This is a genomic window from Cohnella terricola, from assembly GCF_007786475.1.
Taxonomy (GTDB): domain Bacteria; phylum Bacillota; class Bacilli; order Paenibacillales; family Paenibacillaceae; genus Cohnella; species Cohnella terricola.
Genome location: NZ_VNJJ01000001.1, coordinates 239,317 through 259,609, shown reverse-complemented (window position 1 = coordinate 259,609; position 20,293 = coordinate 239,317). Strand labels below are relative to the sequence as shown.

The window sequence follows — 20,293 nt, the reverse complement described above, 5'->3', positions numbered from 1 at the left end:
GTTAATCCGCCGTTGTGAAATCTTGACCGAGCCATTGCTTGCTCAGGGCGCTCAGCGTGCCGTCCTCTTTCATCTCTTGTAGCACTTTGTCGATCGCGTCGGCTAACGTCTGCCCTTCGGAATCGTTCTTACGGAATAGGAACAAAATTTCCGATTGGCTCAGCGGTTTGCCGACCGTCTTCAGCTTGCCTTGCGGGTCGATTACCGGGAGCACGAAGTCGGATTGCAGTGAGGCATACACGCGACCTGTAGAAATTTGTTCGGCGATGTCGAATACATCACCGCTGGCGTATACGAGCTCGATCGCGTTGTCGTGATCCTTATTATAATTTTTCAGGACTTGCTCCGCAGAGCTGGAGGCGTGCGTCAGAAATTTTTTGCCCTTGACGTCATCCAGCGTCTCAATCGGGTCGTTGTTGTCCTTCGCGACCGTGATCATGTTTTTCCAATAGGCGTACGGCACTTTATTGAACAAATACTTTTCATCGCGCTCTGGGTTTTTTGCGATTTCGTGAGCGATCATGTCAATCTTATTCGTGTCCAGACTGAGAAGCATGCTTGGCAACGCATCGAGAATTTTAAATTCGAATTCATAATTCGGAAGACGCTTATCAATCTCGCGAACGAGCTCGATGTCATAACCGGTTAATTTGCCATCCTTGTCCAGGAAGCTCACTTGGGGGAACTGGTTTGTCGCGCCGACGATAATTTTTTGGACGCCACCCTCATTTTTCTTGGTACCGCAACCGGAGATGACAAGTACTAGTGCAAGTACAATGAATACGAACATTCTGTTTTTCATTTCTATTCCTCCATAATTCTTGGTTGTATTTAATTGCGGATCATTACTCCTCAACAGGCAGTCCTAGCAGCTTAGCGGCATTTTCATAAAAAAACTTCTGTTGCACGCCTTCATCCCACTGCCAGCTCCTGACTTTCTCCAGCGTGAATTCATACGGAACATTGGGATAATTGCTTCCATACAGAACTTGCTCCGACAAATGAAAATTAGCAGCTTCCAAATATTTATCTCCGCCCGGGAATCGAACGAACAGATCAGGCAGGATGTAAATGTTGCGAAGGTACGAAACGGTTCCGATCGCTTCATCGATAAATGGCCAAGCTCCGTGGTTAATAATAAAGTTTAATTCCGGGAACGCTTGAGCGGCTCTAACCAGCTGACTCGGTCTAGCGAAGTCGTAATTCTGCCTCGGTCCGGTCACACCTAGATAAATACTCAAGGTGAGCGCAAGCGGCAACTTATGCTTCACGCAGGCTTTGAAAATAGGGTCCCATGCAGGATCGCCTACCGGTAAATGAGGCAGCAGCACGGACGCGTTGATAGCCACCCCGCGGAACAATCCAGTAGCGGCGTAGGTTTCGATCGTTCTTACCGCTTCGTCGACGTCGACAGTATCCACGCCGATAAAACCAATGAAGCGTTTGGACCGAGGGCTTCTCAGAAAATCCGCAAGCTCCTCGTTCGATGATCCCGGCTCGTTGCCGCGTCCCATAATGACCGCGTAATCTATGCCGTGGAAATCTAGTTCTCCAATGACCTCGTCAAGCGTATTTGACGGTACCGAGACAACGTTTCTTAGTTTGTTGTTATCTCTGACAACATCCTTACCGTCCGCAAACAGCTTTTCCCACTTTGGAATCGGCGCTTTCATTCGAAAATCGATTATCATAATGGTTATCCCTCCACTGTTATTCTCCTAGACTTGTCCAGCTAATAGGATTACTGCAATTCCTTGAACCGTCACCCTTATTTAACTAGCAACTTGGGCGTGCCGAATACGGCTGATCTGTCCCAGATGATTCTCTACATGGGCCGCAAAGCCGCGAACGATATCCAAGATTCTGACCTGATCGCCTTTGAAATTAAGCGCGGATTTTCCCCACTCCTCTTCCGTCAGCCGATCAAGCAGGAGCGCGTTATACTGCAGAATAGCATGAAAGAAAGCTAGAATATCTGCAGCGTTTCCTAGATTGGCATGCTGGCCTTTTACCCAAGCATCCTGACCGAACGCCGGCAATGAAGATGTGGTATCCGCTAAAATATCACGAATTCTAAAGGAGATTACAATGCTATGATCAGCCAGATGGCTTAGCACCTCTGTAACGCTCCATTTCTCCGGCGCCTGCTTCCATACCAATTCCTCTTCGCTCAAACCTTGAATAGCATGTACCAGCTTTTCGTGCGTCTCCCGAAAGGCTTGAATATTCTCGTTGCTCATGTTTAATTCCCCTTAATCGTTTGATGATGTTAAAGCCACATGCCAAACATAGCTGCTTGCAGATTACGATAGTGCATAATCCCCATCAATTTAATGGGTATTTTGGGTACACTTAAATCTACCACTTTGCCGGTCCATGCGTCTAATTGCATTTTATTATTCTTTTATTAACATGTTTTATTACTCATACCAATCCGTCTTTAGCTCCAGCAGCGCTTCAATGACATTCGAATGACTGCTATCTGTCGAGATAATATACGTTTGCAGGGAGACGTCTGCAGTTTCCGCAATTTCAACTCGCACAAGTTTACCTTCTTTAACCTCTTTCTCGGCGCATGTAGCCGGTAAGAAGGCAATTCCCGCCTTGCTCAAAATCAGCTTCTTGGCAGTTTCAGAATTATCGACGGCGAATTTGATTTTCGGGGGGTGCTCCATACTGTCAAATACGCGATGAATTCGCTCCCAATCCAGTGAGCCGCACTCAAAGAAGACCAATGTTTCATTACTGATGCTACGAATGGAAGACCGGCCTGCTTTAGCCAGGGGATGGTCAGCATACACATACAGATTGATGGGATCATCGAGAAAGCAATAGGCATTAACAGCCGGATTAACCATTTTGCGAACGAAAGCCAGGTCAATCTCCTTGACCTTTAGCTTATCAACCAAAACTTGGGTCGGTCCTGTCGTCAGATTAAACGTGATATGGGGAAATCGTTTGGTCAAATGTACCAGTATAGGGGCCATTAAATAGTTGGAGACGGAGACCGTACTGCCAATGCGTAATTCCTCGGGCATCGCGCTTTGGGATAAGATGCGCTGTCTTCCCTTTTGATAAGTCTCGAGAATTTGCTGCGCATACGGCAAAAATTGCCGACCCCGATCCGTCAGCGTAATTTGTTTGCCGACTCGTTCGAACAGCTGGCAGTTTAACTCCCGTTCAAGCGATTGTATACGAACCGTGACGGTGGGCTGGGAGAGAAAAAGCACATCTGCCGCTTTATTAAAGCTGCCATAATGATTGATATAAACGAATGCTTCTATGTTATCGATATTCAATGAAGAACCCCCGCTGTATATACTAGATTTGAGTATAATTACAATAAGTACCGATTATCCGAACAGGGCTTTTTACGCTCCTGATGGGTAATCGGCATTCGATGATAAAGTCTTTGAATAATGAAAAGGATTCTGCTCGGCCGGGAAAAAGCCGAACAGAAACCTGTCATATTAACTGCTTATGAGGCCAACTGGCGCAATAAAAGCTCTGCAAAATGCGAAGATGTATCCGCCGCATAATGGAGATTTTCCGTAAAGCTGGCGGTAGAGCCTTCCTCTTCACCTGCATGGTCCGACACCGCTTTGATGCCGATAACGGGAATGCCATACTGATCGGCAGCCTGAACGATAGCCAACCCTTCCATATCGGACACCTTGACGGTCGGAAAATCATGCAGCGTCTGCTCGACTCGCCGCTGGCTGCTCATAAAGGAATCGAGCGTCAGCACCAAGCCATGATCGACCGCGTAGGAGAACTTATGATTCGCAATCGTGTGAAGCACGAAGTCTACCCACCGGGCTGCCAACGGATAGGCTGCCGGCATTTGGGGAACCTGTCCTTTGGCATAACCGAAGTTGGTCGCATCTACGTCGCCGTATTTAAATTCGGTAGCGACAACAACGTCGCCTACGTTCAGCTTCCGATCGAAAGCTCCGGCCGATCCGATATTAATGATCAGCTCGGGCCGGTGTCTTTCAATCAGAATCGTGGTGGCGACCGCGGCGTTTACCTTGCCGATCCCGCTTTCAACCAACAGCAATGGTTGCTCGTCCAATACGGCTTCTTCAATGGTCGTTTTGCCAATCCGCACCTTATTCAGCAGGCTCGCCTTGGCTCGCAGCGGACCGATCTCTTGCGCCATCGCAGCAATAAAGGCTATCTTCATGTTGGTTTATAACTCCTTGCGTAATGATCTAGTGCATCGTCATGCCACCCGTCACGTTGATCGCTTGGCCGGTCATATATGAAGCCAGCTGGCTCGTCAGGAATAGAACAACACCCGCGACATCCTCCACTTGCGCCGTACGGCCAAGCGGGACTTGCGAACAATCCTCTTCATAAATCTCCTGGGCCGTCATGCCGCGGATGGCGCCGCCTTCAATGCGTTCCCGATGCTTCATCGGCGTTTCGACGATGCCGGGACAAACCGCATTAACCAGAATGCCATGTTTGGCCAGTTCGATGGCCATGACTTTGGTTAACCCGAGAACGGCATGCTTGGAGGCGCAATATGCGCCCATCGCCCGATAGCCGTTTTTCCCGGCTTGAGAAGCAATCTGGATGATTCGGCCCGGCTTTTGGGCTTCGACCATCGCTTTCGCGAATAGTTTGGAAGTTAAATACAGCCCAGTCGTATTGATCGAAAAAACTTTTTCCCAATCCGCAAGCGAGCTATCGATGACATAATCCATCGTAGAGGTTCCGGCGCAGTTGACCACGATGTCAGGGACGCCTGCTTCGGCAGTCACAACCGATACCCAGCGTTCCACATCGGCCGATCGGGACAAGTCGAGTCTCGTTTCGATCAACCGTGCCCCGGCTGGCTCGTATTCCTGCTCAATCGTAATATCTGCCGAAATCACCGTAGCCCCTGCTTTCAGAAGCTGCTCGACGACGCCCTTGCCGATTCCCGAGCGTCCGCCGGTTACGACAGCCAACCGGTTTGACAAATCAATCGCAATCATTGCGATTACAGTACGCGCTCGAAGGCGTCGCGGCTAATACCGGCTTCCAGCACGATTCGGGCATATTCCTGCGCGGAGAACAGCGAATGGTCTTTATAATTGCCGCATTGCAAGGCAGTGACCGCGGGAACCTCGGTGGTTTCTAGGATGCGTTTCAACGTTCTTTCAAGCGCGGAGGCGATTTCTTCCGGCGGATGCTCGTTCCATAAAATCAAGTAAAATCCCGTTCTGCAACCCATTGGGGAAATGTCGATTACGCCATTGATTTCATCTCGCAAATAAGTAGCGAGCAAATGTTCCAGCGTATGAACCGCTGCTGTCGGCAACGCATCCTTATTCGGCTGCAGGAAGCGCAAATCGTATTTCTGTACGGTGCTTCCCTTCTCGTCATGCTCCAATCCCGCTACGCGGACATAAGGAGCTTTGACGATGTTGTGATCTAATTGAAAGCTTTCGATTTCTGCCATAATGAACATCTCTTTTCTGTTAGTTTATTAGACCTCTGCATGCCGTTCCAAAACGGTCAGTTCTTCTAGGAGACTGAGGAAATAAGCGACACCGTATTCCAGTGCGGCTTCATCGATTCGGAATTTCGGATGATGAAGCGGATATACGGCGTCCAGCGCTTCGTTTCTGACACCTACAAACACCATCGTCGAAGGTACGATCGCAGAAATAAAAGCAAAATCTTCGCCGGTCAACGACGGCTTGACAGTCGTGATGCGTTCTTTGCCAAGATTTTTCGCGATGGCGGATGCCGCAATACGAGTCGTCTCGTCATGATTGAACAACGCCAGGGACGGCGGCTCCCCCGGCGGCAAGCCATCGGTTTCAAACCGGATTCGAAAGTCCGCTCCGTACAAAGCAGTCACGTGCTTTAACGTTTGAACCAGGTGCGACTTGACCTCCTGCAATAGATCGACATCCAGTGTTCGCAAAGTTCCGCCGAAGTTGGCCCGATCGGAGATGACGTTATTGTTTTTACCAGCGTTGAAGTAAGTAACGGACATGAGTTTGGGATTGAGCGGATCCGTCTTGCGTTCCAGCAACTGTTTCGCTGCCGTAATCGCCTGAATAGCCACATTGATCGGGTCGTTCGCTTCCTCCGGCTTGGCCGCATGGCCGCCGCTGCCCCATATTTCCACGTCAAACGCTTCTCCGGCGGCCATGAGCGATCCATAACCTACTCCATATTGGCCTGTAGGAATGGAAGGCGAGACATGGATGGCGTAGGCTTGATCGACACCTTCGAGCAGTCCTGTACGAATCAACTCGCGAGCGCCTCCGCCGACCTCCTCTGCAGCCTGGAAAACGAAACGGATCGTACCTTTAAGCTGCTCGGCATTTTGCCCGACAATGTTCAACACCCCTAGCAAAATCGCGGTATGCGCATCGTGTCCGCATGCATGCATAATGCCATCCTTGGCCGATTTGAAAGCCAGGTCAGTGTCCTCCTGAATCGGGAGGGCATCGATATCGGCCCGCAGCAAGATGGTCGGCCCGTCGCTTGCGCCGACGAGGTGGACAACAATGCTTGTCGGCGTAGGCCGGGTAATCGTCACAGGCAGGTTCATCGCTTCGATCTGCTCCACAATGTACCGGGCGGTATCAAATTCTTTGAAAGATAATTCCGGATGCTGGTGCAGATAACGCCGCCATTGGAGCAGCAAGTCGGCATGTTTCTTGATTTCGTCTGCAATAGGCCGCGCGCTCATGGGCCATCCCTCCTGCCAATGGCTTATTTTGTATAATTCCAGGCAGGAACCAAGGCCCCCTTATATTCGTCGAGCATCGCCTTGGCAACATTGTCCTGACGGTATGCTTTTACGATCTTCGAATAAGTCTCATTGTCTTTATCCGCCGCTCTTGCTACAAAGATGTTGATATACGGCTTGATATTGTCGTCATTGGGATCGACCGGAATTGAAAAGATCGCATCCGTAATCGGGCTCAGTCCGTTATCGATTGCAATCCCGGCGTTGGTAATGCCGGCGGCAAGATCGGGCAGCAAGGACGGAATAAGCGCAGGATCGACTTCTTTAATTTTCAGATTGTGCTTGTTGGCAGTAATATCTTGCACGGTTGGCAAGTAGCCTTTGCTAGCGTCGACCTCGATCAAGCCGGCTCGCTCCAGTACTTTAAGCGCACGTCCTGCATTGGTCGTATTGTTTGGAATGGCAATGCTATCGCCATCTTTAATTTGGTTGATATCCGTAATTTTTTTGGAATACACGCTAAGCGGCGCTACCAAAGCTTCGCCAATGACCGCGAAGTCATAACCTTTGTCCGCGATTTCTTGATTGAGGAAAGCATAGTGCTGGAACAGGGTGAAATCCAGCTCTTTATCCTTCAATGCCTGATTGGCAATAATGCCGTCCGTAAAGGAGATGAACGACAGCTCGATTTTATCGCCGTCTGCAGCCAGGTTTTTCTTCACGGCATCCCAAATGACTTTTTGCGGCTCGCCTACAACCCCAATCTTGACAACGGTAGCATCTCCGTCCTTTTTGTTGGAGCAGCCTGCCAAGAATATAGCAAGTACCAAAAATGCGCTAACCCATAGTCTGATTTTCATGATTGTTTCTCTCCCTCGAATTGATTTAATAATATTTGGTATTTCGTAGAACACGTTTCCCCAGCAGTTCGATCATGCTCACGATGATGAGCAAGGCGATGACCGAAACATAGGTGGCATCAACCTGACTGCGCTGATAACCGTACATGATCGCGAAGTTACCAATGCCTCCGCCGCCTACTACTCCGACAATAGCGGACAAGCCGATCAAGTTCACGCTGGTAATGGTAGTAGCTCGCACGATGGCCGGAATGCTTTCTTTCAAATAAACATGAATGATTAATCCAAACGCGCTCATGCCCATCGCCTTTCCCGATTCCACTAAGCCCGGATCGACGCCGCTGAGCGCGGATTCGATCTGGCGGGAGAAGAAGGGCGTGATGCCGACGACAAGCGGGAAAATGGCGCCTGTCGTGCCGATTGCCGTACCCACCACCAGGCGGGTTAACGGAATAAGCGCGGCGATCATAATGATAAAAGGAATGGAGCGCAGTACATTGATGATCTTATCCAATAAGTTGTAGATCCATTTGTTTTCCAGAATGCCGCCGGGTTTGCAAACCAGCAAAACGATACCGAAAAACAAACCGAGCAGAAACGAAATGGAACCTGCGATCGCGAACATTTTCAAAGTTTCAAGAATCGATTCGTAAAAAACATCAGACACCTTAGACACATTCGGCAGAAATTTCTTGATGACTTGATCGAGCATCCTTGATCACCTCCGCCGAAACGTTTTTCTCTTGCAGATAACCGAGCGTTTGCTCAATGCTGGCGGGTTCCCCGCTCAGAATCGCAACAAGCCCGCCGAGCAGCATATCATTCACAATCTCAATATCGCTGGCAATGATATTAACATCCACATAGAATCTTCTGGAAATCTCAGAGATCAGCGCCTCCGAGACCGTTGTTTTGGTATAGGTCAACTTCACGATAATCTGGCCCTCGTTCAGCTGCACCAACGGTGCATTTATGCGAATCAACTCGTTTACTTTGCTGAGATTGGACGTAGTTTCCAGAAATGTTCTCGTTAACGGCTCTCTTGGATTGGAGAAAACCGTGAACACATCCCCTTGCTCCAGGATGACTCCTTGGTCAATGATCGCCACTTTGTTGCAAATTTCCTTCACGACCCCCATCTCATGGGTGATCATAACAATCGTAATGCCTAGCTTCTGGTTCAGATCTTTCAAAAATCGCAGGATGGATTTGGTCGTCTGCGGATCAAGCGCGCTGGTCGCTTCGTCGCAAAGCAATACCTTTGGATGATTGGCCAGAGCCCGCGCAATCGCAACGCGCTGCTTTTGTCCGCCGCTCAATTGCGACGGATAGGCGTCGCGTTTGTCCTCAATATCCACCAGCTTAAGCAATTCCATGATACGTTGTTCTTTTTGCGGTTTGCTTAATCCGCTTTTTCGGAGCGCCAACGCGATATTGCCGAAAACGGTACGGGAAGGCATCAGGTTGAATTGTTGAAAAATCATGCCGACCTGCCTGCGGAATCGTCGCAGTTCTTCGCCCCTCAGGTTGCTGACGACCTGCTTATCCAGAATCACTTCGCCGCTCGTCAAGCTTTCGATCCCGTTAATACAGCGAATCAAGGTTGATTTGCCGGCACCGCTGTAACCGATAATGCCGAAGATATCGCCCTGGTCCACCTCAAGGTTTACGTCCTTCAACACTTCGATAGCACGCGAGTCTTTATGGAAACTTTTCGTCACCTGCTTCAATTGGATGAAGCTCGCTTCTTCTGACATACACCGATCCTCCAAACCTGCGCCTCTACGCTTGGAAAAACTCGTCATTTTTAATTCCTAGTTTTTTGATAGAAATAATAGATTTTATTGTAACGACGTTCATAGGAACTGTCAATGCTAGTTTGTCGATTAAATTCATTTTTTCAATTACGAAAGATTGCAGGCAAAAATAAACGGCCTCAGTCCCATGGAATACAGGACAAAGGCCGCTAAGCTTCGTATCATTTTTGAGACAATCTATCCTCTCTTCATTCTCGGATCGCTAATATCTCTCAGCCCGTCGCCAACCAAGTTGAACCCGATAACGGCAAGCATGATGGACAAGCCTGGAAACAGCACCGTCCATGGCGCCTTCAAGAGATAGTCTTTGGAGTCCGCGAGCATCTTGCCCCATTCAGGCTGCGGCGGCTGCGCACCCATTCCGAGAAATCCCAGCGCAGCCGCCTCCAGAATCGCCGTTCCAATAGCCATCGTGCCGGTAACGATGATCGGGGTCAAGCAGTTAGGCAAAATATGCAGGAATAATATCCGCCGATCCTTCATCCCGATGGACTTAGCCGCCAGAATGAAATCCTCTTCTTTGAGGCTCACCACCTTGGAGCGGATCAAACGGCCGAACGTCGGCACATTAACAATGGCGATCGATAGCAGCGCGTTCTGCAAGGACGGTCCCAGCATTGCCACGATAGCAATTGCTAGCAAGATGCTTGGAAAAGCTAGCAGGATGTCGAACAATCGAGAATTGAGCATATCGATCCATCTGCCGTAATAGCCGGCCAACAGCCCCATCACCGAGCCGACACTAACAGAAATGAGAACGGACGCAAGTCCGACCCAGAGTGAGAGACGCGCTCCATATACAATACGGGTATAGATATCCCTTCCGCCGTAATCCGTTCCGAACCAATGCTTATAGGACGGAGGTCGGTTCGTGTTTAGAAGATCCCCTTGATCGTATGCGTAAGGAGTAATAAGAGGAGCGAAGATCGCAATTGCGATAAAAAAGACAAGCACGGTCAACCCTGCCATCGCCAGCTTGTTGGCTCTCAGCCCTCGCCATAACGAATGCAAAGGCAAGATTGTTCCCTCCTCCGCAGCTTGAATTTCATAGGAACTCTTCTTTTTCTCCATCATCGGCCTTTATTCTCCTTATCGGTGCTTGATCCGCGGATCGAAGTAAGCATATAGAAGATCTACTACAAGATTGATGCATACAAAGATGACGGCGATGACTAGAATGCCGGACTGAATGACAGGATAATCGCGGGCGCTGATGGCCGAATAGAGATAACGTCCAATGCCCGGCCAACCAAAGATCGTCTCCGTGAGCACGGCTCCGCCCAGAAGCATTCCTGTTTGCAGTCCAATTACGGTAAGGATCGGGATAAAAGCATTCTTCAATGCATGCTTGTATACCACCATAAATTCATGCACGCCTTTGGAGCGCGCCGTTCTTATATATTCGGAGGCCATAGCCTCCGACATCCCGGCTCTGGTAATCCGAGCTATGATCGCCATCGGAACAGTCCCCATGGCGATTCCCGGCAGCACAAGGTGCTTAAAGACGTCTTCAAGCTGATCGAACCGACGCGCCAGAATCGTATCCAACACGTAGAAGCCGCTAATCGATTCCACCGGATCGCGGGCATTCACCCTGCCGATAGACGGAAGCCAGTTAAGGTGCTGGGCGAACAACCATTGCTCCATCAGACCCAGCCAGAACACGGGCATGGACACGCCGATCAGAGCGATCAGCATGGCGGTGTAATCGAACCAGGAGTTTCGACGCCAGGCGGATAGGATGCCCGCATTAACCCCGATAAAGATGGCAAACAACATGCTGAATACGGTCAGCTCGAAGGTTGCCGCCAGATAGGGGCCAATCTCTTTCGAGATTGCCGTCTTGGTCTGTATAGACGTTCCAAGATCTCCTCCAGCAATGTTCTTCAAATAACTGAAATATTGAACATACCATGGGTCGTTCAAGCCAAGGCTGGCATGAAGCTCGGCTATAGCCTCAGGAGTCGCTTTCTGGCCGAGGATGATGACAGCCGGATCGCCGGGTATCGCATGAATGATCATAAACACGATAATAGACATGCCGAGAAGAACGGGAACGAGCATAGCCACTCGGCGCAAGGTATATGCTAGCAACGAATCGCCTCATTTCCGGTTTGATCTAGGTGACAGGCGACAACGTGCCCGCGTTCTCTCTCCACCATCCGAGGCATAACCTTCGAGCAAAGCTCCATCGCATAGGGGCAGCGGGTATGGAATGCACAGCCGGAAGGGGCTTGGGCGGCGCTTGGCAAGTCGCCGCCCAGCACGATTCTCTCTCGCTTGGCATCTGGATTGGCGTTGGGAATGGCGGATAGCAATGCTTGCGTATAGGGATGCAGAGGACGGCTAAACAGATCTTGCTTATCGGCTACCTCGACCAACCGCCCCAAATACATCACTCCCACTCTATCGCTAATGTGACGAACAACCCCCAGATCATGCGAGATGAATAAATAGGTTAATCCGAAATCCCGCTGAAGGTCCTGCATCAGGTTGATCACCTGCGATTGAATCGACACGTCGAGCGCCGATACCGGTTCATCTGCAACGATCAGCTTCGGTCTTACGATCAGCGCTCTGGCTATGCCGATCCGTTGACGCTGCCCTCCGCTGAATTGATGCGGATACCGACTCGCAAACCCTGCGGGTAATCCGACAATCTCAAGCATCTCCCGCACGCTTCGTTTCCGTTCGGAAGAGTTGCCGAGACCATGAACGATCAGAGGCTCTTCCAGCAGCTTCCCCACCGTATGGCGAGGATTGAGCGAGGAAAGCGGATCTTGAAAGACCATCTGCATATGGCGGCGCTGGCGGCGCAGCTCCTCCTTGCCGAGTTTCATGATGTCTTGCCCCTCGAAGAGGACCGTTCCTCCCGTTGGCTCTGCAAGTCTCAGAATCGAACGGCCCGTCGTGGATTTGCCGCAGCCGCTCTCGCCTACAAGACCAAACGTTTCTCCTTTTCTTACGGCGAACGAAACTCCGTCTACGGCTTTAATCGTCTCGCTCGTTCTTCCGAACAATCCCTTTTTGACCGGGTAATAGGTTTTCAGATCATTTACCTCAAGCCACTCGCTCAATTCATTCTTCCTCCTACTTCGCCTCGTTTAGCCAGCAGCGCGAGACATGATCATTGCCTACTTCGAACAGCGGTGGAACCCGTTCTCTGCACTTACCGGTCGCATAGGAGCAGCGGGAAGCAAAGCGGCAACCCTGCGTCACCGTTCCGGGAGCAGGCATGCTGCCCGGAATGGAAATTAGCCGCTCCCGATCCGCATCGCGGCCCGGGACAGACTCGAGCAGCGCGGCGGTGTACGGATGCTTAGGGTGCATCAGAATCGAACGGACATCTCCTTCTTCAACGACTTGTCCCGCATACATGACAATTACTTTGTCGCAAAGCTCCGCAACGACGCCTAAGTCATGAGTAATGAGCATGATGGCCGTGCCTGCTTCTCGATTAAGCGAGCGAAGCAGGTCCAGAATTTGAGCTTGAATCGTTACGTCAAGCGCTGTTGTGGGCTCGTCTGCAATTAGTAAGCTCGGATTACACACTGTGGCGATCGCAATCATGACCCTCTGGCGCATTCCTCCCGATAATTGGTGAGGATATTCGCGGATGACTTCCTCAGCGCGTGGAATGCCGACTCGATTCAGTGCCTCAACGGCAAGTCTCTTTGCTTCTTTCTTCCCCACGCGAGCGTGAATGCGGATCGATTCGCCAATCTGGTCGCCGATCGTGAATACCGGATTTAGCGAGGTCATCGGCTCCTGGAAAATCATCGACATCTCGTTGCCGCGAAGTTGTCTCATCCGCTTGGGGGTAGCCTTCGTCAAATCCTCTCCTTTGAACCGAATTTCGCCGGATTCGATCTTCCCCGGAGGACTAGGCACAAGCCCCATCACCGCAAGAGAAGTGATGCTTTTACCGGAACCGGACTCCCCCACGATTCCGACCAATTCTCCTTCCCGAATCGTCAGATCCAGATCGTCTATGACCGACAAGGGGCGTTGATTGGCAGAAAAATCAATTCTCAGACGCGAAACTTCAAGAATAGGAGGATTCATAAGACCTCCCCTTTCTTTGAAAATGTCAGGCTGCTCATTCACTCAAACCAAAAATGAGGTAGCCTCCAACTTCGCATTTCGGCGACTTGGAGGCTCCTTTGAGCATATAGGTTCTAGCGATCGTTCTGTTAATTCATATCCACGTCAGCGAAACTCTCGTTAGCTCCCGTTGGCGAGATGACGAAGCCGGATACTCCTTTGGCTGCGGCAACGAAATATTTCGCATGAGCGATCGGCACGACCGGAGCGTCCTGGAACAGCAGTTCCTGAATATCCCTGTACTCTTGCTCGCGCTTGGCGCTGTCGGTCTCAACTTGCCCTTGCTGCAGCAGCTTGTTCACTTCTTCGTTCTTATAACCGGAGAAGTTGTAAGTGTTGTCCACGCTGAATAGCGGAGCCAGGAAATTGTCCGGATCGGCCGTGTCGCTAATCCAGCCCGATAGGAACAGATCGGTGTCGTGGGAGATGAGCTTGTCAATGTAAGTTGCCCACTCCAAGGTTTGAATTTGGGCGTCGATGTTGATTTTCTTTAATTGCTCCTGCAGTGCTTGTGCCACTTTCTCTCCGTTCGGCATGTAAATCCGAGATGCGGAAGTCGTCCAAATCGTTGTTTTGAAGCCGTTCGGATATCCTGCTTCGGATAGCAGCTGTTTCGACTTGTCCAAGTCGACTGTACGATCTTTGATATCGCCGTTGTAGCCCATAAATACCGGAGGAATCGCATTAACTGCCGGCGTTGCCGTGCCTGCCCAGAACGCATCGATTAAAGCTTGCTTATCGACAATGCCGGCGATGGCTTCGCGTACTTTGACGTTGTCGAACGGCGCTTTGGCCGTATTGAAGCCAAGGTAGCCGACATTTAACGAAGGCGTATCGAACAGTTGCAGGTCGCCGTTCTGTAGAATCGTTCTAACGTCCTCCGGGTTCACGCCGTCTATCATATCGACCTCTCCCGTCTGAAGCGCCGTCAAGCGGGCGTTCTGATCGGGAATGACCTTAAAGATGAGCTTGTCCAACTTGGGTTGCCCTTGCTGCCAATAGTTCGGATTGTTCGCCAGCGTAATCGTATCGTTGGCTTTCCAATCGGTCAGTAGGAACGGTCCCGTTCCTACCGGGGACTTATTGAAGTCTCTGCTCGTGTCCTTCAATGCTTCGGGGGAAGCAATACCGAAGTTCGGAATGGCCAGATTGCTAAGGAACGAAGAGATCGGCTTGGTCAGCTTGAACTGCACCGTGTAGGGATCAGCGACGGTTATGCCGGCGATGGCATGTTGGGCATCTCCCTTATAGCCGCCGAAGATGCTCTCGTAATACGGGAAACCGTCTTTGTTGTGCAGCGGATTGCTCTTGTCCATCCAACGCTCGAAGTTGAATGCGACTGCTTCCGCATTGAAGTCCGTACCATCCTGGAATTTGATTCCCTGACGCAGCTTAAACGTGTAGGTCAATCCGTCGTCGGAGACGGTCCAGCTCTCGGCAAGCTTGGGAGAAACCCCTTTGGTGGTCGGATCGTACACGACTAACGTCTCGAGAACGTTCACCGCTACGCGGTAAGACTCGCCGTCCGTTGTGGTCGCGAGGTCTAAGCCAACCGAGTCGGAGTTCCGGCCGAAGATCAAGATTTTGTTGCCTTTAGAAGCCGACGGCGAAGAAGCGGCGTCGACGGAAGCCGAAGGACTGCTCTCAGCCCCCTTGCTGCCATTCGAATTGCTATTGGTGTTGCTGCTGCAGCCGCTCAAGATGATCGCGAACGCGAACAGCCCTATGAATGTTTGCACAATTGTCTTTTTTCGCATATCTTCCACTCTTCTCCTCTACCCTATCTTTTTGGGGGTTAATAAATAGATCGTATGATCTTCCACAACAACCTCGTATGTTCGAATTCTGACTTTCTCTGAGGCGAACACATTATGTCCGCTCTCCAGCGAATACTCCCAGCCGTGCAGCGGGCACTTGATGATTGCGTTATGACAGCCGTAAACATGCGTGCCCGGGTCACTGGGAACCATGGTTCCGCATACGGCGCCATGTGCAAGCGGCACGCCCATATGCGGACACCGATTCTGAAGAGCGTACAGCCGGCCTTCCACATTAAGCACGACAATCTCCTGTCTGCGGATCGTAACAACCTTCCGCATCCCCGGAAGCAGTTCCCCATCGGCGCATACCTCATGCCGGTCCCATTGGTCACTCATTTCTCTTCACCTCGCTACTGGCAGCATCACAGATCATTCCGCTTATAGTCCAAACAATTCTCTGCCGTTCTTGGAGAACACTTTCTCCTTCAGCTCGGGAGAGAAGCTGCGGAATACTTGATCCACAGGATCGCCATCCCAGTGCGGATAGTCGCTGCAATAAATCAGAATATCCTCCGCCTTGCTCATCCGAATGATCTCGTTCAAGTCTCCTGGATAGAACGGCTCCTCGGAGGGCTGCGTACCGATCCGAATGTTTTGGAGGATATACTCGCTTGGCAGACGCTTCATCCAAGGCACTTCCTCGCGCAAAGCCTTCCAATTCTTATCGATTCGCCACAACAGCGAGGGAAGCCACGAGAAACCATATTCGATAAAAGCCACCTTCAGCTTCGGGAACCTCTCGAATACGCCGTCGCATACGAGGCTGATGATTTGTCTTTGCGCGACAAGCCCGAGACTTGTGTGCCATTCCATATACGTAGACGCCGGGCCCACAGCCTGAGCCGGAGCATACTCTCCCGAAGTTTCCGCGTCCGGATGCAAGATGATCGGAAGTCCGTATTCTTCCGCGATCTCGTAGATGGGATAGAAGTGACGCTTGCCGAGCGGAATATTGATGTTCTGCAAATTAATGCCCACTACGCCCGGCCTTCTCCCGATTCGCTCGATTTCCCGGACGGTAGCTTGCGGATCAAGAGGTGTAGCCATCATCGTCATTTTGAACCGGGGATCGTAGTTGACCCATTCTTCATACAGGTAGTCGTTGTAGGCGCGATTGAATTCGATAGATAGGTCTACGTCGTGATAGGCTGCCATAACGCCACCCCCGGCGTTCAGTACGGCAAATTTGGTATCGTAGCGGTCTAACAGATCCTTCACCATAAACTCTTTGTCCGCGCCCGGAATTTTCCCACTAGGCGGAACTGCGTCCGTACGCAAGCCATGCAGGGGACCGATGTTGTCATATCTTTGAAATGGCAGCTTAAACGAATCGCTGGTAAAGGTGTTCTCGCCAAAAGAACTATTCTTGAACTCGCCGATACGTAGTCTCTTGCGTAAGGTTCTATCCGTATAGGGAACCATTTCTTCCAAGGAGCTCATAAACGGGTGAACATCCGCATCGATAAGCCCTCCTGACGCCAACGCTTGTCTTTCTTGCTCCAACATGTTCGCTAACCTCGCTTTATTACTTCATGCATGATCAACTTTCTGCCCGCTGGTCCATTCTTGGGAACTCGCGAATGAACCGAACCATATAACCGAGCGCCTCTTCGAAATCTTTGATCCGAATCGATTCATTAGGCGCATGAATTCGGTCATCCCACCAGCCGGAGCCAATCGCGACGATCGGCAATTGCTGCCCTAAATATCGCGCGAACAAGTGCATCGGTCCCGTCCCGGGGTAATTCGGCATTAAGGCATATCTTCCCTCGCCGTACACGGCGGCTGCCGTTGCGTTCACAATACCGATGACCGGATGGTTCATATCGGATCGGAAGGGATGACTTGCGCTCAATAGCTCGACATGAATATCCGCGAACCCCATCTTGTCCAGATGGCGTCGTATCTTACGGGCGATATCCTCGGGGTCCTGACGGGGAACTAGACGGCAATCCAGCTTGGCCTTCGCCCTTCTGGGGATGACCGTCTTTACTCCGACACCGGTATAGCCGGATTCGATTCCGCAGATAGACATCGTCGGCTCGAAGAGAAGAGCCGCCCTAGCAGCATCCGCAGCAATCATCTTCCCCTTCAAGCCATACAGACTAGAAGCAGCCGCCGTATCGTACGGATTGTTCCGTGCGATGTCCTTCAATGATTCGGACGGGTGCTCCACCTCGTCATAGAAGCCCTCCACGACGATCCGATGATCGGCCGTCTTCAACGTTGCGAGTGCCTGGGTCAAGCGCCATGCGGCGTTGTCTGCCACCGGAGCGTAAGCCGAATGAATATCGATATCGGCGGTCTCGCTTGTAAGCTCCAGATAACATAAGCCTTTGGCTCCCGCCACCATCTCCAGCTTCTCCTCCGCGTTCTTCTGCGCCCATTCCCACACGCAAGCATCCGCTTGGAACAACGAAGCATACTTCTCCAGATATAGAGGAAGCGACGGTGAACCGATCTCCTCTTCTCCTTCGATCAGGAACTTGATCCGACAAGGCAAGCCTTCCTCCTGCAAGATGGAGATCGCCTGCAGGCGGGCGACCAGATCGGCCTTGTTATCGGATGCTCCCCGAGCGAAGAGTTTGCCTTCATGAATCTCCGCTCCGAATGGCGGATAATTCCATTCCTCGAGCGGCTCGGGAGGTTGGACATCATAATGGTTATAGAACAACAGCGTTTTGTCTGCGCTGCCTTCCGGTCCCGGCTCGAACTCTGCATAGATAACCGGATTGCCGCCCAGGTCGTTAAGTACCCTAACCTGTCCGCCCGCTTCTATCACCATTTGTCCAATCAGATCAATCGTCTCCGGGATTCCTACACCCTGCGAACTGATTCCCGGTTGCCGACAGTAGCGTTGCAGAGCCTGAATGGCTTGCGGCAGTCGGTTTGCGACACGATCTTCAACTTGAAGCATGACAGCGACTTCCTTTTTCACAATTGTACATTATACACACCTGCTAACTCGGATTTGTGTCCGTGGTTACTTTATTAACATCAAGAATACTACCCCCGTCCATAATAAAACACCCCCGAAACGGAGGTTTTATCCCCCAAATGGGGGGGGGGTCATACGATGATATGATTTCGGATCGCCTTGGCGACCGCTTCCGTTCTATTCTTGCAATCGAGCTTGCGAATGACGTTGCCCACATACTCCTTGGTCGTATCGGAGCCTAGGAATAACTCGACTGAAATTTCTCTGTTCGTTTTCCCTTGGGCAACCAGCTTTAGAACTTCCAGTTCCCTGTCCGTCAGCGCCGATTCCTTGTCGCCCTTCTTTTCCAGACTGTTCATGAACGACTGCTGCAGCAATTTGGGATCGATGAATCTTTCTCCCCGAACTACGCTCTCCATTCCGGAGATCAGCTCGTGTTTGCGTATCACTTTGGAAGCATAACCGTCAGCTCCGCACTGGATTGCTTCCTTTAGAAACTTCTCTTCCATATAAACCGTTAAGATGATCACCTTGATGTCCGGGTCACTCTCTTTGATCATCCGGGTTACCTCTATGCCGTCCAGCTTGGGCATGTTCAGATCAAGAAGCGCGATATCCGGCTTCAGCTCTCGGATTTGCGATAACGCCTCTTCCCCGTCGGCAGCCTCACCGATCACCTCGAATGCGGTTGATTGCAGCAGAAGGAGCATTCCTTCGCGAACGATATGATGGTCGTCAGCCAGAAAAACCTTATAACTGTTCATCGAACTTTCCCCTTGTATGCCATTCTCTCTCGACTTCGCAACAAAGTCGGTTCATATCCAATACGATATCGATGCGGGTTCCAGGCGAGGCTTCGCCGTCGATGGCAAAGCGGCCCTCCAATTCCTCAACCCGTCTTTTCATTCCGATCAAGCCGTAGGTCGCTCCATGCTCTGCTTGACCGGTTGTCACAAATCCTGCGCCATAGTCCCGAATTCTAATCTTTAAATAATCGGACCCGAAGTGGATTGCCAGCTCCGCGTGGGAAGCCTTGGCATGTTTGACGATGTTATTAATGCTCTCCTGAAAGATCCGGTATAAAGATATTTCAACTTCCCGCCGGAATCGCGCTGGCTCGCCAGTGACGAACATTTCGATTCGAAGCGCATTCTGAATGGAAACAGACGAGATCAGTTCCTCCAACGCTCCCAGAAATCCGAATTTCTGAATGGCTACCGGGTGCAGGTCGTTAATGATTTGCCTGAACTCCATCATGCTCTTCTCCGTCGTCTGTAGCAGCTTGCTCAGAATGGGCCTTATCTGATCCGGGTCGCATTGCTTTTCGTCCAAACAATATTGCAGATGGAAATGAATGCCCACCATAGACTGATTGATCGAATCGTGAATGTCGCTGGCGATTCTCTCCCGCTCTTTCTCTTGCGCGTTTATTTGGGCAGCCAGCAATTGCGCGTTCAAACGACGGCTTCTTCGCATCGACTCAAACATGCGGGCATTCTCGCTGGCAACGCCGATCTGAAGCCCGATCGATTCAATCAGCAATATTTCATCCTTCACGAATTGACGAGAAGACTTGGAGTGAAGAAGGAACACGCCTACGGTTTCTTTTCTCACTTTGACGGGCACGATGATGCAGGATTTGAACTCGGACAAATACGGTCGACGTTCGTGGTGAGGCTCTACGTTGGGTACAACGATCGTTTTTCCCGTTTTCACGACCTGTGCCGTAAGTCCGATTATCGGGAATTCCTTCAGAGACGGCTTGGTTTGCTCCGGAAACCCATACAGGTATTCCGCTATAAACATTCTCTTGTCCTTACCAAGCAAATATAGGGCTGCGGCGTCATACTCTAATATCTCTACGCACTTGTTGACTGCGTTATAGAGGAGGTCATCCAAGTTCAGCGTTTCGCTGAGAGCAATGGCCATGCTGCTTAACGCTTGAATGCGAGTCGGTTCTTGCGCATCGTATCTCGTTGTCATGGAATCAACCTTAGGTCATTTTTATAGTAAGGATAAGTTTATTCTAATTTATCCGATTGTCAATATCGGAA

At 50.7% G+C, this 20,293-nt stretch carries 21 protein-coding genes and 1 pseudogene; 1 reads left to right on the top strand and 21 read right to left on the bottom strand.

Annotated elements, in window-relative coordinates; all coding sequences use genetic code 11:
* Window position 1: 1 nt before the first annotated feature.
* From FPZ45_RS01230 to FPZ45_RS01180, 11 genes are all read right to left on the bottom strand, one after another.
* Window positions 2–802 carry a transporter substrate-binding domain-containing protein gene (locus tag FPZ45_RS01230; RefSeq protein ID WP_144697575.1) on the bottom strand — a complete coding sequence of 267 codons (801 nt, stop codon included), beginning with the start codon at window positions 800–802 and terminating at the stop codon, window positions 2–4.
* A gap of 43 nt (window positions 803–845) precedes the next feature.
* On the bottom strand, window positions 846–1,691 hold the full coding sequence (locus FPZ45_RS01225) for an amidohydrolase family protein (RefSeq protein WP_144697573.1): 846 nt from the start codon (window positions 1,689–1,691) through the stop codon (window positions 846–848).
* 81 nt (window positions 1,692–1,772) lie between these two features.
* The gene (locus FPZ45_RS01220; RefSeq protein WP_144697571.1) at window positions 1,773–2,240 is read right to left on the bottom strand and encodes a DinB family protein; all 468 of its coding nucleotides are present in this window, start codon (window positions 2,238–2,240) and stop codon (window positions 1,773–1,775) included.
* Between the two features lie 180 nt (window positions 2,241–2,420).
* The gene (locus tag FPZ45_RS01215; RefSeq protein ID WP_144697569.1) at window positions 2,421–3,299 is read right to left on the bottom strand and encodes a LysR family transcriptional regulator; all 879 of its coding nucleotides are present in this window, start codon (window positions 3,297–3,299) and stop codon (window positions 2,421–2,423) included.
* A gap of 179 nt (window positions 3,300–3,478) precedes the next feature.
* Window positions 3,479–4,186: a 5'-methylthioadenosine/adenosylhomocysteine nucleosidase gene (locus tag FPZ45_RS01210; protein WP_144697567.1), complete on the bottom strand. Its 708-nt coding sequence runs from the start codon at window positions 4,184–4,186 to the stop codon at window positions 3,479–3,481.
* A gap of 28 nt (window positions 4,187–4,214) precedes the next feature.
* Window positions 4,215–4,985: an SDR family NAD(P)-dependent oxidoreductase gene (locus tag FPZ45_RS01205; RefSeq protein WP_144697565.1), complete on the bottom strand. Its 771-nt coding sequence runs from the start codon at window positions 4,983–4,985 to the stop codon at window positions 4,215–4,217.
* Between the two features lie 5 nt (window positions 4,986–4,990).
* Entirely contained in the window at window positions 4,991–5,452 is a 462-nt protein-coding gene (locus FPZ45_RS01200) for an S-ribosylhomocysteine lyase (RefSeq protein ID WP_144697563.1), read from the bottom strand.
* Between the two features lie 27 nt (window positions 5,453–5,479).
* Entirely contained in the window at window positions 5,480–6,700 is a 1,221-nt protein-coding gene (locus FPZ45_RS01195) for a M20 metallopeptidase family protein (RefSeq protein WP_144697562.1), read from the bottom strand.
* 23 nt (window positions 6,701–6,723) lie between these two features.
* Window positions 6,724–7,560, bottom strand: coding sequence for a MetQ/NlpA family ABC transporter substrate-binding protein (locus FPZ45_RS01190; RefSeq protein WP_144697560.1), 837 nt, complete (start codon window positions 7,558–7,560; stop codon window positions 6,724–6,726).
* Window positions 7,561–7,585: 25 nt separating this feature from the next.
* Complete coding sequence (locus FPZ45_RS01185; RefSeq protein ID WP_144697557.1) at window positions 7,586–8,272, bottom strand: methionine ABC transporter permease; 687 nt, start codon at window positions 8,270–8,272, stop codon at window positions 7,586–7,588.
* Window positions 8,229–9,317, bottom strand: coding sequence for a methionine ABC transporter ATP-binding protein (locus tag FPZ45_RS01180; RefSeq protein WP_144697554.1), 1,089 nt, complete (start codon window positions 9,315–9,317; stop codon window positions 8,229–8,231). The genes FPZ45_RS01185 and FPZ45_RS01180 overlap by 44 nt, the downstream gene beginning before the upstream one ends.
* A 133-nt stretch (window positions 9,318–9,450) precedes the next feature.
* Here FPZ45_RS01180 and FPZ45_RS25975 point away from each other — a divergent pair.
* A pseudogene (locus FPZ45_RS25975) lies at window positions 9,451–9,519 on the top strand (IS3 family transposase); the annotation flags it as partial.
* 35 nt (window positions 9,520–9,554) lie between these two features.
* Here the strand turns inward: FPZ45_RS25975 and FPZ45_RS01175 are convergent.
* The 10 genes from FPZ45_RS01175 to FPZ45_RS01130 form a co-directional block, all read right to left on the bottom strand.
* A complete protein-coding gene (locus tag FPZ45_RS01175; RefSeq protein WP_144697551.1) occupies window positions 9,555–10,451 on the bottom strand; it encodes an ABC transporter permease in 897 nt (298 codons plus the stop codon).
* Window positions 10,452–10,466: 15 nt separating this feature from the next.
* Window positions 10,467–11,471 (bottom strand): ABC transporter permease, encoded by a 1,005-nt coding sequence (locus FPZ45_RS01170; protein WP_186438176.1) that lies wholly within the window; start codon window positions 11,469–11,471, stop codon window positions 10,467–10,469.
* A complete protein-coding gene (locus tag FPZ45_RS01165; protein WP_144697547.1) occupies window positions 11,465–12,454 on the bottom strand; it encodes an ABC transporter ATP-binding protein in 990 nt (329 codons plus the stop codon). The genes FPZ45_RS01170 and FPZ45_RS01165 overlap by 7 nt, the downstream gene beginning before the upstream one ends.
* 13 nt (window positions 12,455–12,467) lie before the next feature.
* Entirely contained in the window at window positions 12,468–13,442 is a 975-nt protein-coding gene (locus FPZ45_RS01160; protein WP_144697545.1) for an ABC transporter ATP-binding protein, read from the bottom strand.
* Between the two features lie 128 nt (window positions 13,443–13,570).
* Window positions 13,571–15,238, bottom strand: a complete 1,668-nt coding sequence (locus FPZ45_RS01155) for an ABC transporter substrate-binding protein (protein WP_144697543.1) — start codon at window positions 15,236–15,238, stop codon at window positions 13,571–13,573.
* A gap of 18 nt (window positions 15,239–15,256) precedes the next feature.
* The gene (locus FPZ45_RS01150; RefSeq protein WP_144697540.1) at window positions 15,257–15,637 is read right to left on the bottom strand and encodes a Rieske (2Fe-2S) protein; all 381 of its coding nucleotides are present in this window, start codon (window positions 15,635–15,637) and stop codon (window positions 15,257–15,259) included.
* Between the two features lie 42 nt (window positions 15,638–15,679).
* A complete protein-coding gene (locus tag FPZ45_RS01145) occupies window positions 15,680–16,807 on the bottom strand; it encodes an amidohydrolase family protein (RefSeq protein WP_144697537.1) in 1,128 nt (375 codons plus the stop codon).
* A 34-nt stretch (window positions 16,808–16,841) separates the two neighbouring features.
* A complete protein-coding gene (locus FPZ45_RS01140) occupies window positions 16,842–18,218 on the bottom strand; it encodes a M20/M25/M40 family metallo-hydrolase (RefSeq protein ID WP_144697534.1) in 1,377 nt (458 codons plus the stop codon).
* 152 nt (window positions 18,219–18,370) lie between these two features.
* Window positions 18,371–19,003: a response regulator gene (locus FPZ45_RS01135; RefSeq protein ID WP_144697531.1), complete on the bottom strand. Its 633-nt coding sequence runs from the start codon at window positions 19,001–19,003 to the stop codon at window positions 18,371–18,373.
* Window positions 18,990–20,222 carry a GAF domain-containing sensor histidine kinase gene (locus FPZ45_RS01130; protein ID WP_144697528.1) on the bottom strand — a complete coding sequence of 411 codons (1,233 nt, stop codon included), beginning with the start codon at window positions 20,220–20,222 and terminating at the stop codon, window positions 18,990–18,992. The genes FPZ45_RS01135 and FPZ45_RS01130 overlap by 14 nt, the downstream gene beginning before the upstream one ends.
* Window positions 20,223–20,293 lie beyond the last annotated feature (71 nt).

Coding starts and splice junctions, on each gene's coding strand:
- FPZ45_RS01230 (WP_144697575.1), bottom strand. CDS start 802: ATGAAAAACAGAATGTTCGTATTCATTGTACTTGCACTAGTACTTGTC.
- FPZ45_RS01225 (WP_144697573.1), bottom strand. CDS start 1,691: ATGATAATCGATTTTCGAATGAAAGCGCCGATTCCAAAGTGGGAAAAG.
- FPZ45_RS01220 (WP_144697571.1), bottom strand. CDS start 2,240: ATGAGCAACGAGAATATTCAAGCCTTTCGGGAGACGCACGAAAAGCTG.
- FPZ45_RS01210 (WP_144697567.1), bottom strand. CDS start 4,186: ATGAAGATAGCCTTTATTGCTGCGATGGCGCAAGAGATCGGTCCGCTG.
- FPZ45_RS01205 (WP_144697565.1), bottom strand. CDS start 4,985: ATGATTGCGATTGATTTGTCAAACCGGTTGGCTGTCGTAACCGGCGGA.
- FPZ45_RS01200 (WP_144697563.1), bottom strand. CDS start 5,452: ATGGCAGAAATCGAAAGCTTTCAATTAGATCACAACATCGTCAAAGCT.
- FPZ45_RS01195 (WP_144697562.1), bottom strand. CDS start 6,700: ATGAGCGCGCGGCCTATTGCAGACGAAATCAAGAAACATGCCGACTTG.
- FPZ45_RS01190 (WP_144697560.1), bottom strand. CDS start 7,560: ATGAAAATCAGACTATGGGTTAGCGCATTTTTGGTACTTGCTATATTC.
- FPZ45_RS01185 (WP_144697557.1), bottom strand. CDS start 8,272: ATGCTCGATCAAGTCATCAAGAAATTTCTGCCGAATGTGTCTAAGGTG.
- FPZ45_RS01180 (WP_144697554.1), bottom strand. CDS start 9,317: ATGTCAGAAGAAGCGAGCTTCATCCAATTGAAGCAGGTGACGAAAAGT.
- FPZ45_RS01175 (WP_144697551.1), bottom strand. CDS start 10,451: ATGATGGAGAAAAAGAAGAGTTCCTATGAAATTCAAGCTGCGGAGGAG.
- FPZ45_RS01160 (WP_144697545.1), bottom strand. CDS start 13,442: ATGAATCCTCCTATTCTTGAAGTTTCGCGTCTGAGAATTGATTTTTCT.
- FPZ45_RS01155 (WP_144697543.1), bottom strand. CDS start 15,238: ATGCGAAAAAAGACAATTGTGCAAACATTCATAGGGCTGTTCGCGTTC.
- FPZ45_RS01150 (WP_144697540.1), bottom strand. CDS start 15,637: ATGAGTGACCAATGGGACCGGCATGAGGTATGCGCCGATGGGGAACTG.
- FPZ45_RS01145 (WP_144697537.1), bottom strand. CDS start 16,807: ATGTTGGAGCAAGAAAGACAAGCGTTGGCGTCAGGAGGGCTTATCGAT.
- FPZ45_RS01140 (WP_144697534.1), bottom strand. CDS start 18,218: ATGCTTCAAGTTGAAGATCGTGTCGCAAACCGACTGCCGCAAGCCATT.
- FPZ45_RS01135 (WP_144697531.1), bottom strand. CDS start 19,003: ATGAACAGTTATAAGGTTTTTCTGGCTGACGACCATCATATCGTTCGC.
- FPZ45_RS01130 (WP_144697528.1), bottom strand. CDS start 20,222: ATGACAACGAGATACGATGCGCAAGAACCGACTCGCATTCAAGCGTTA.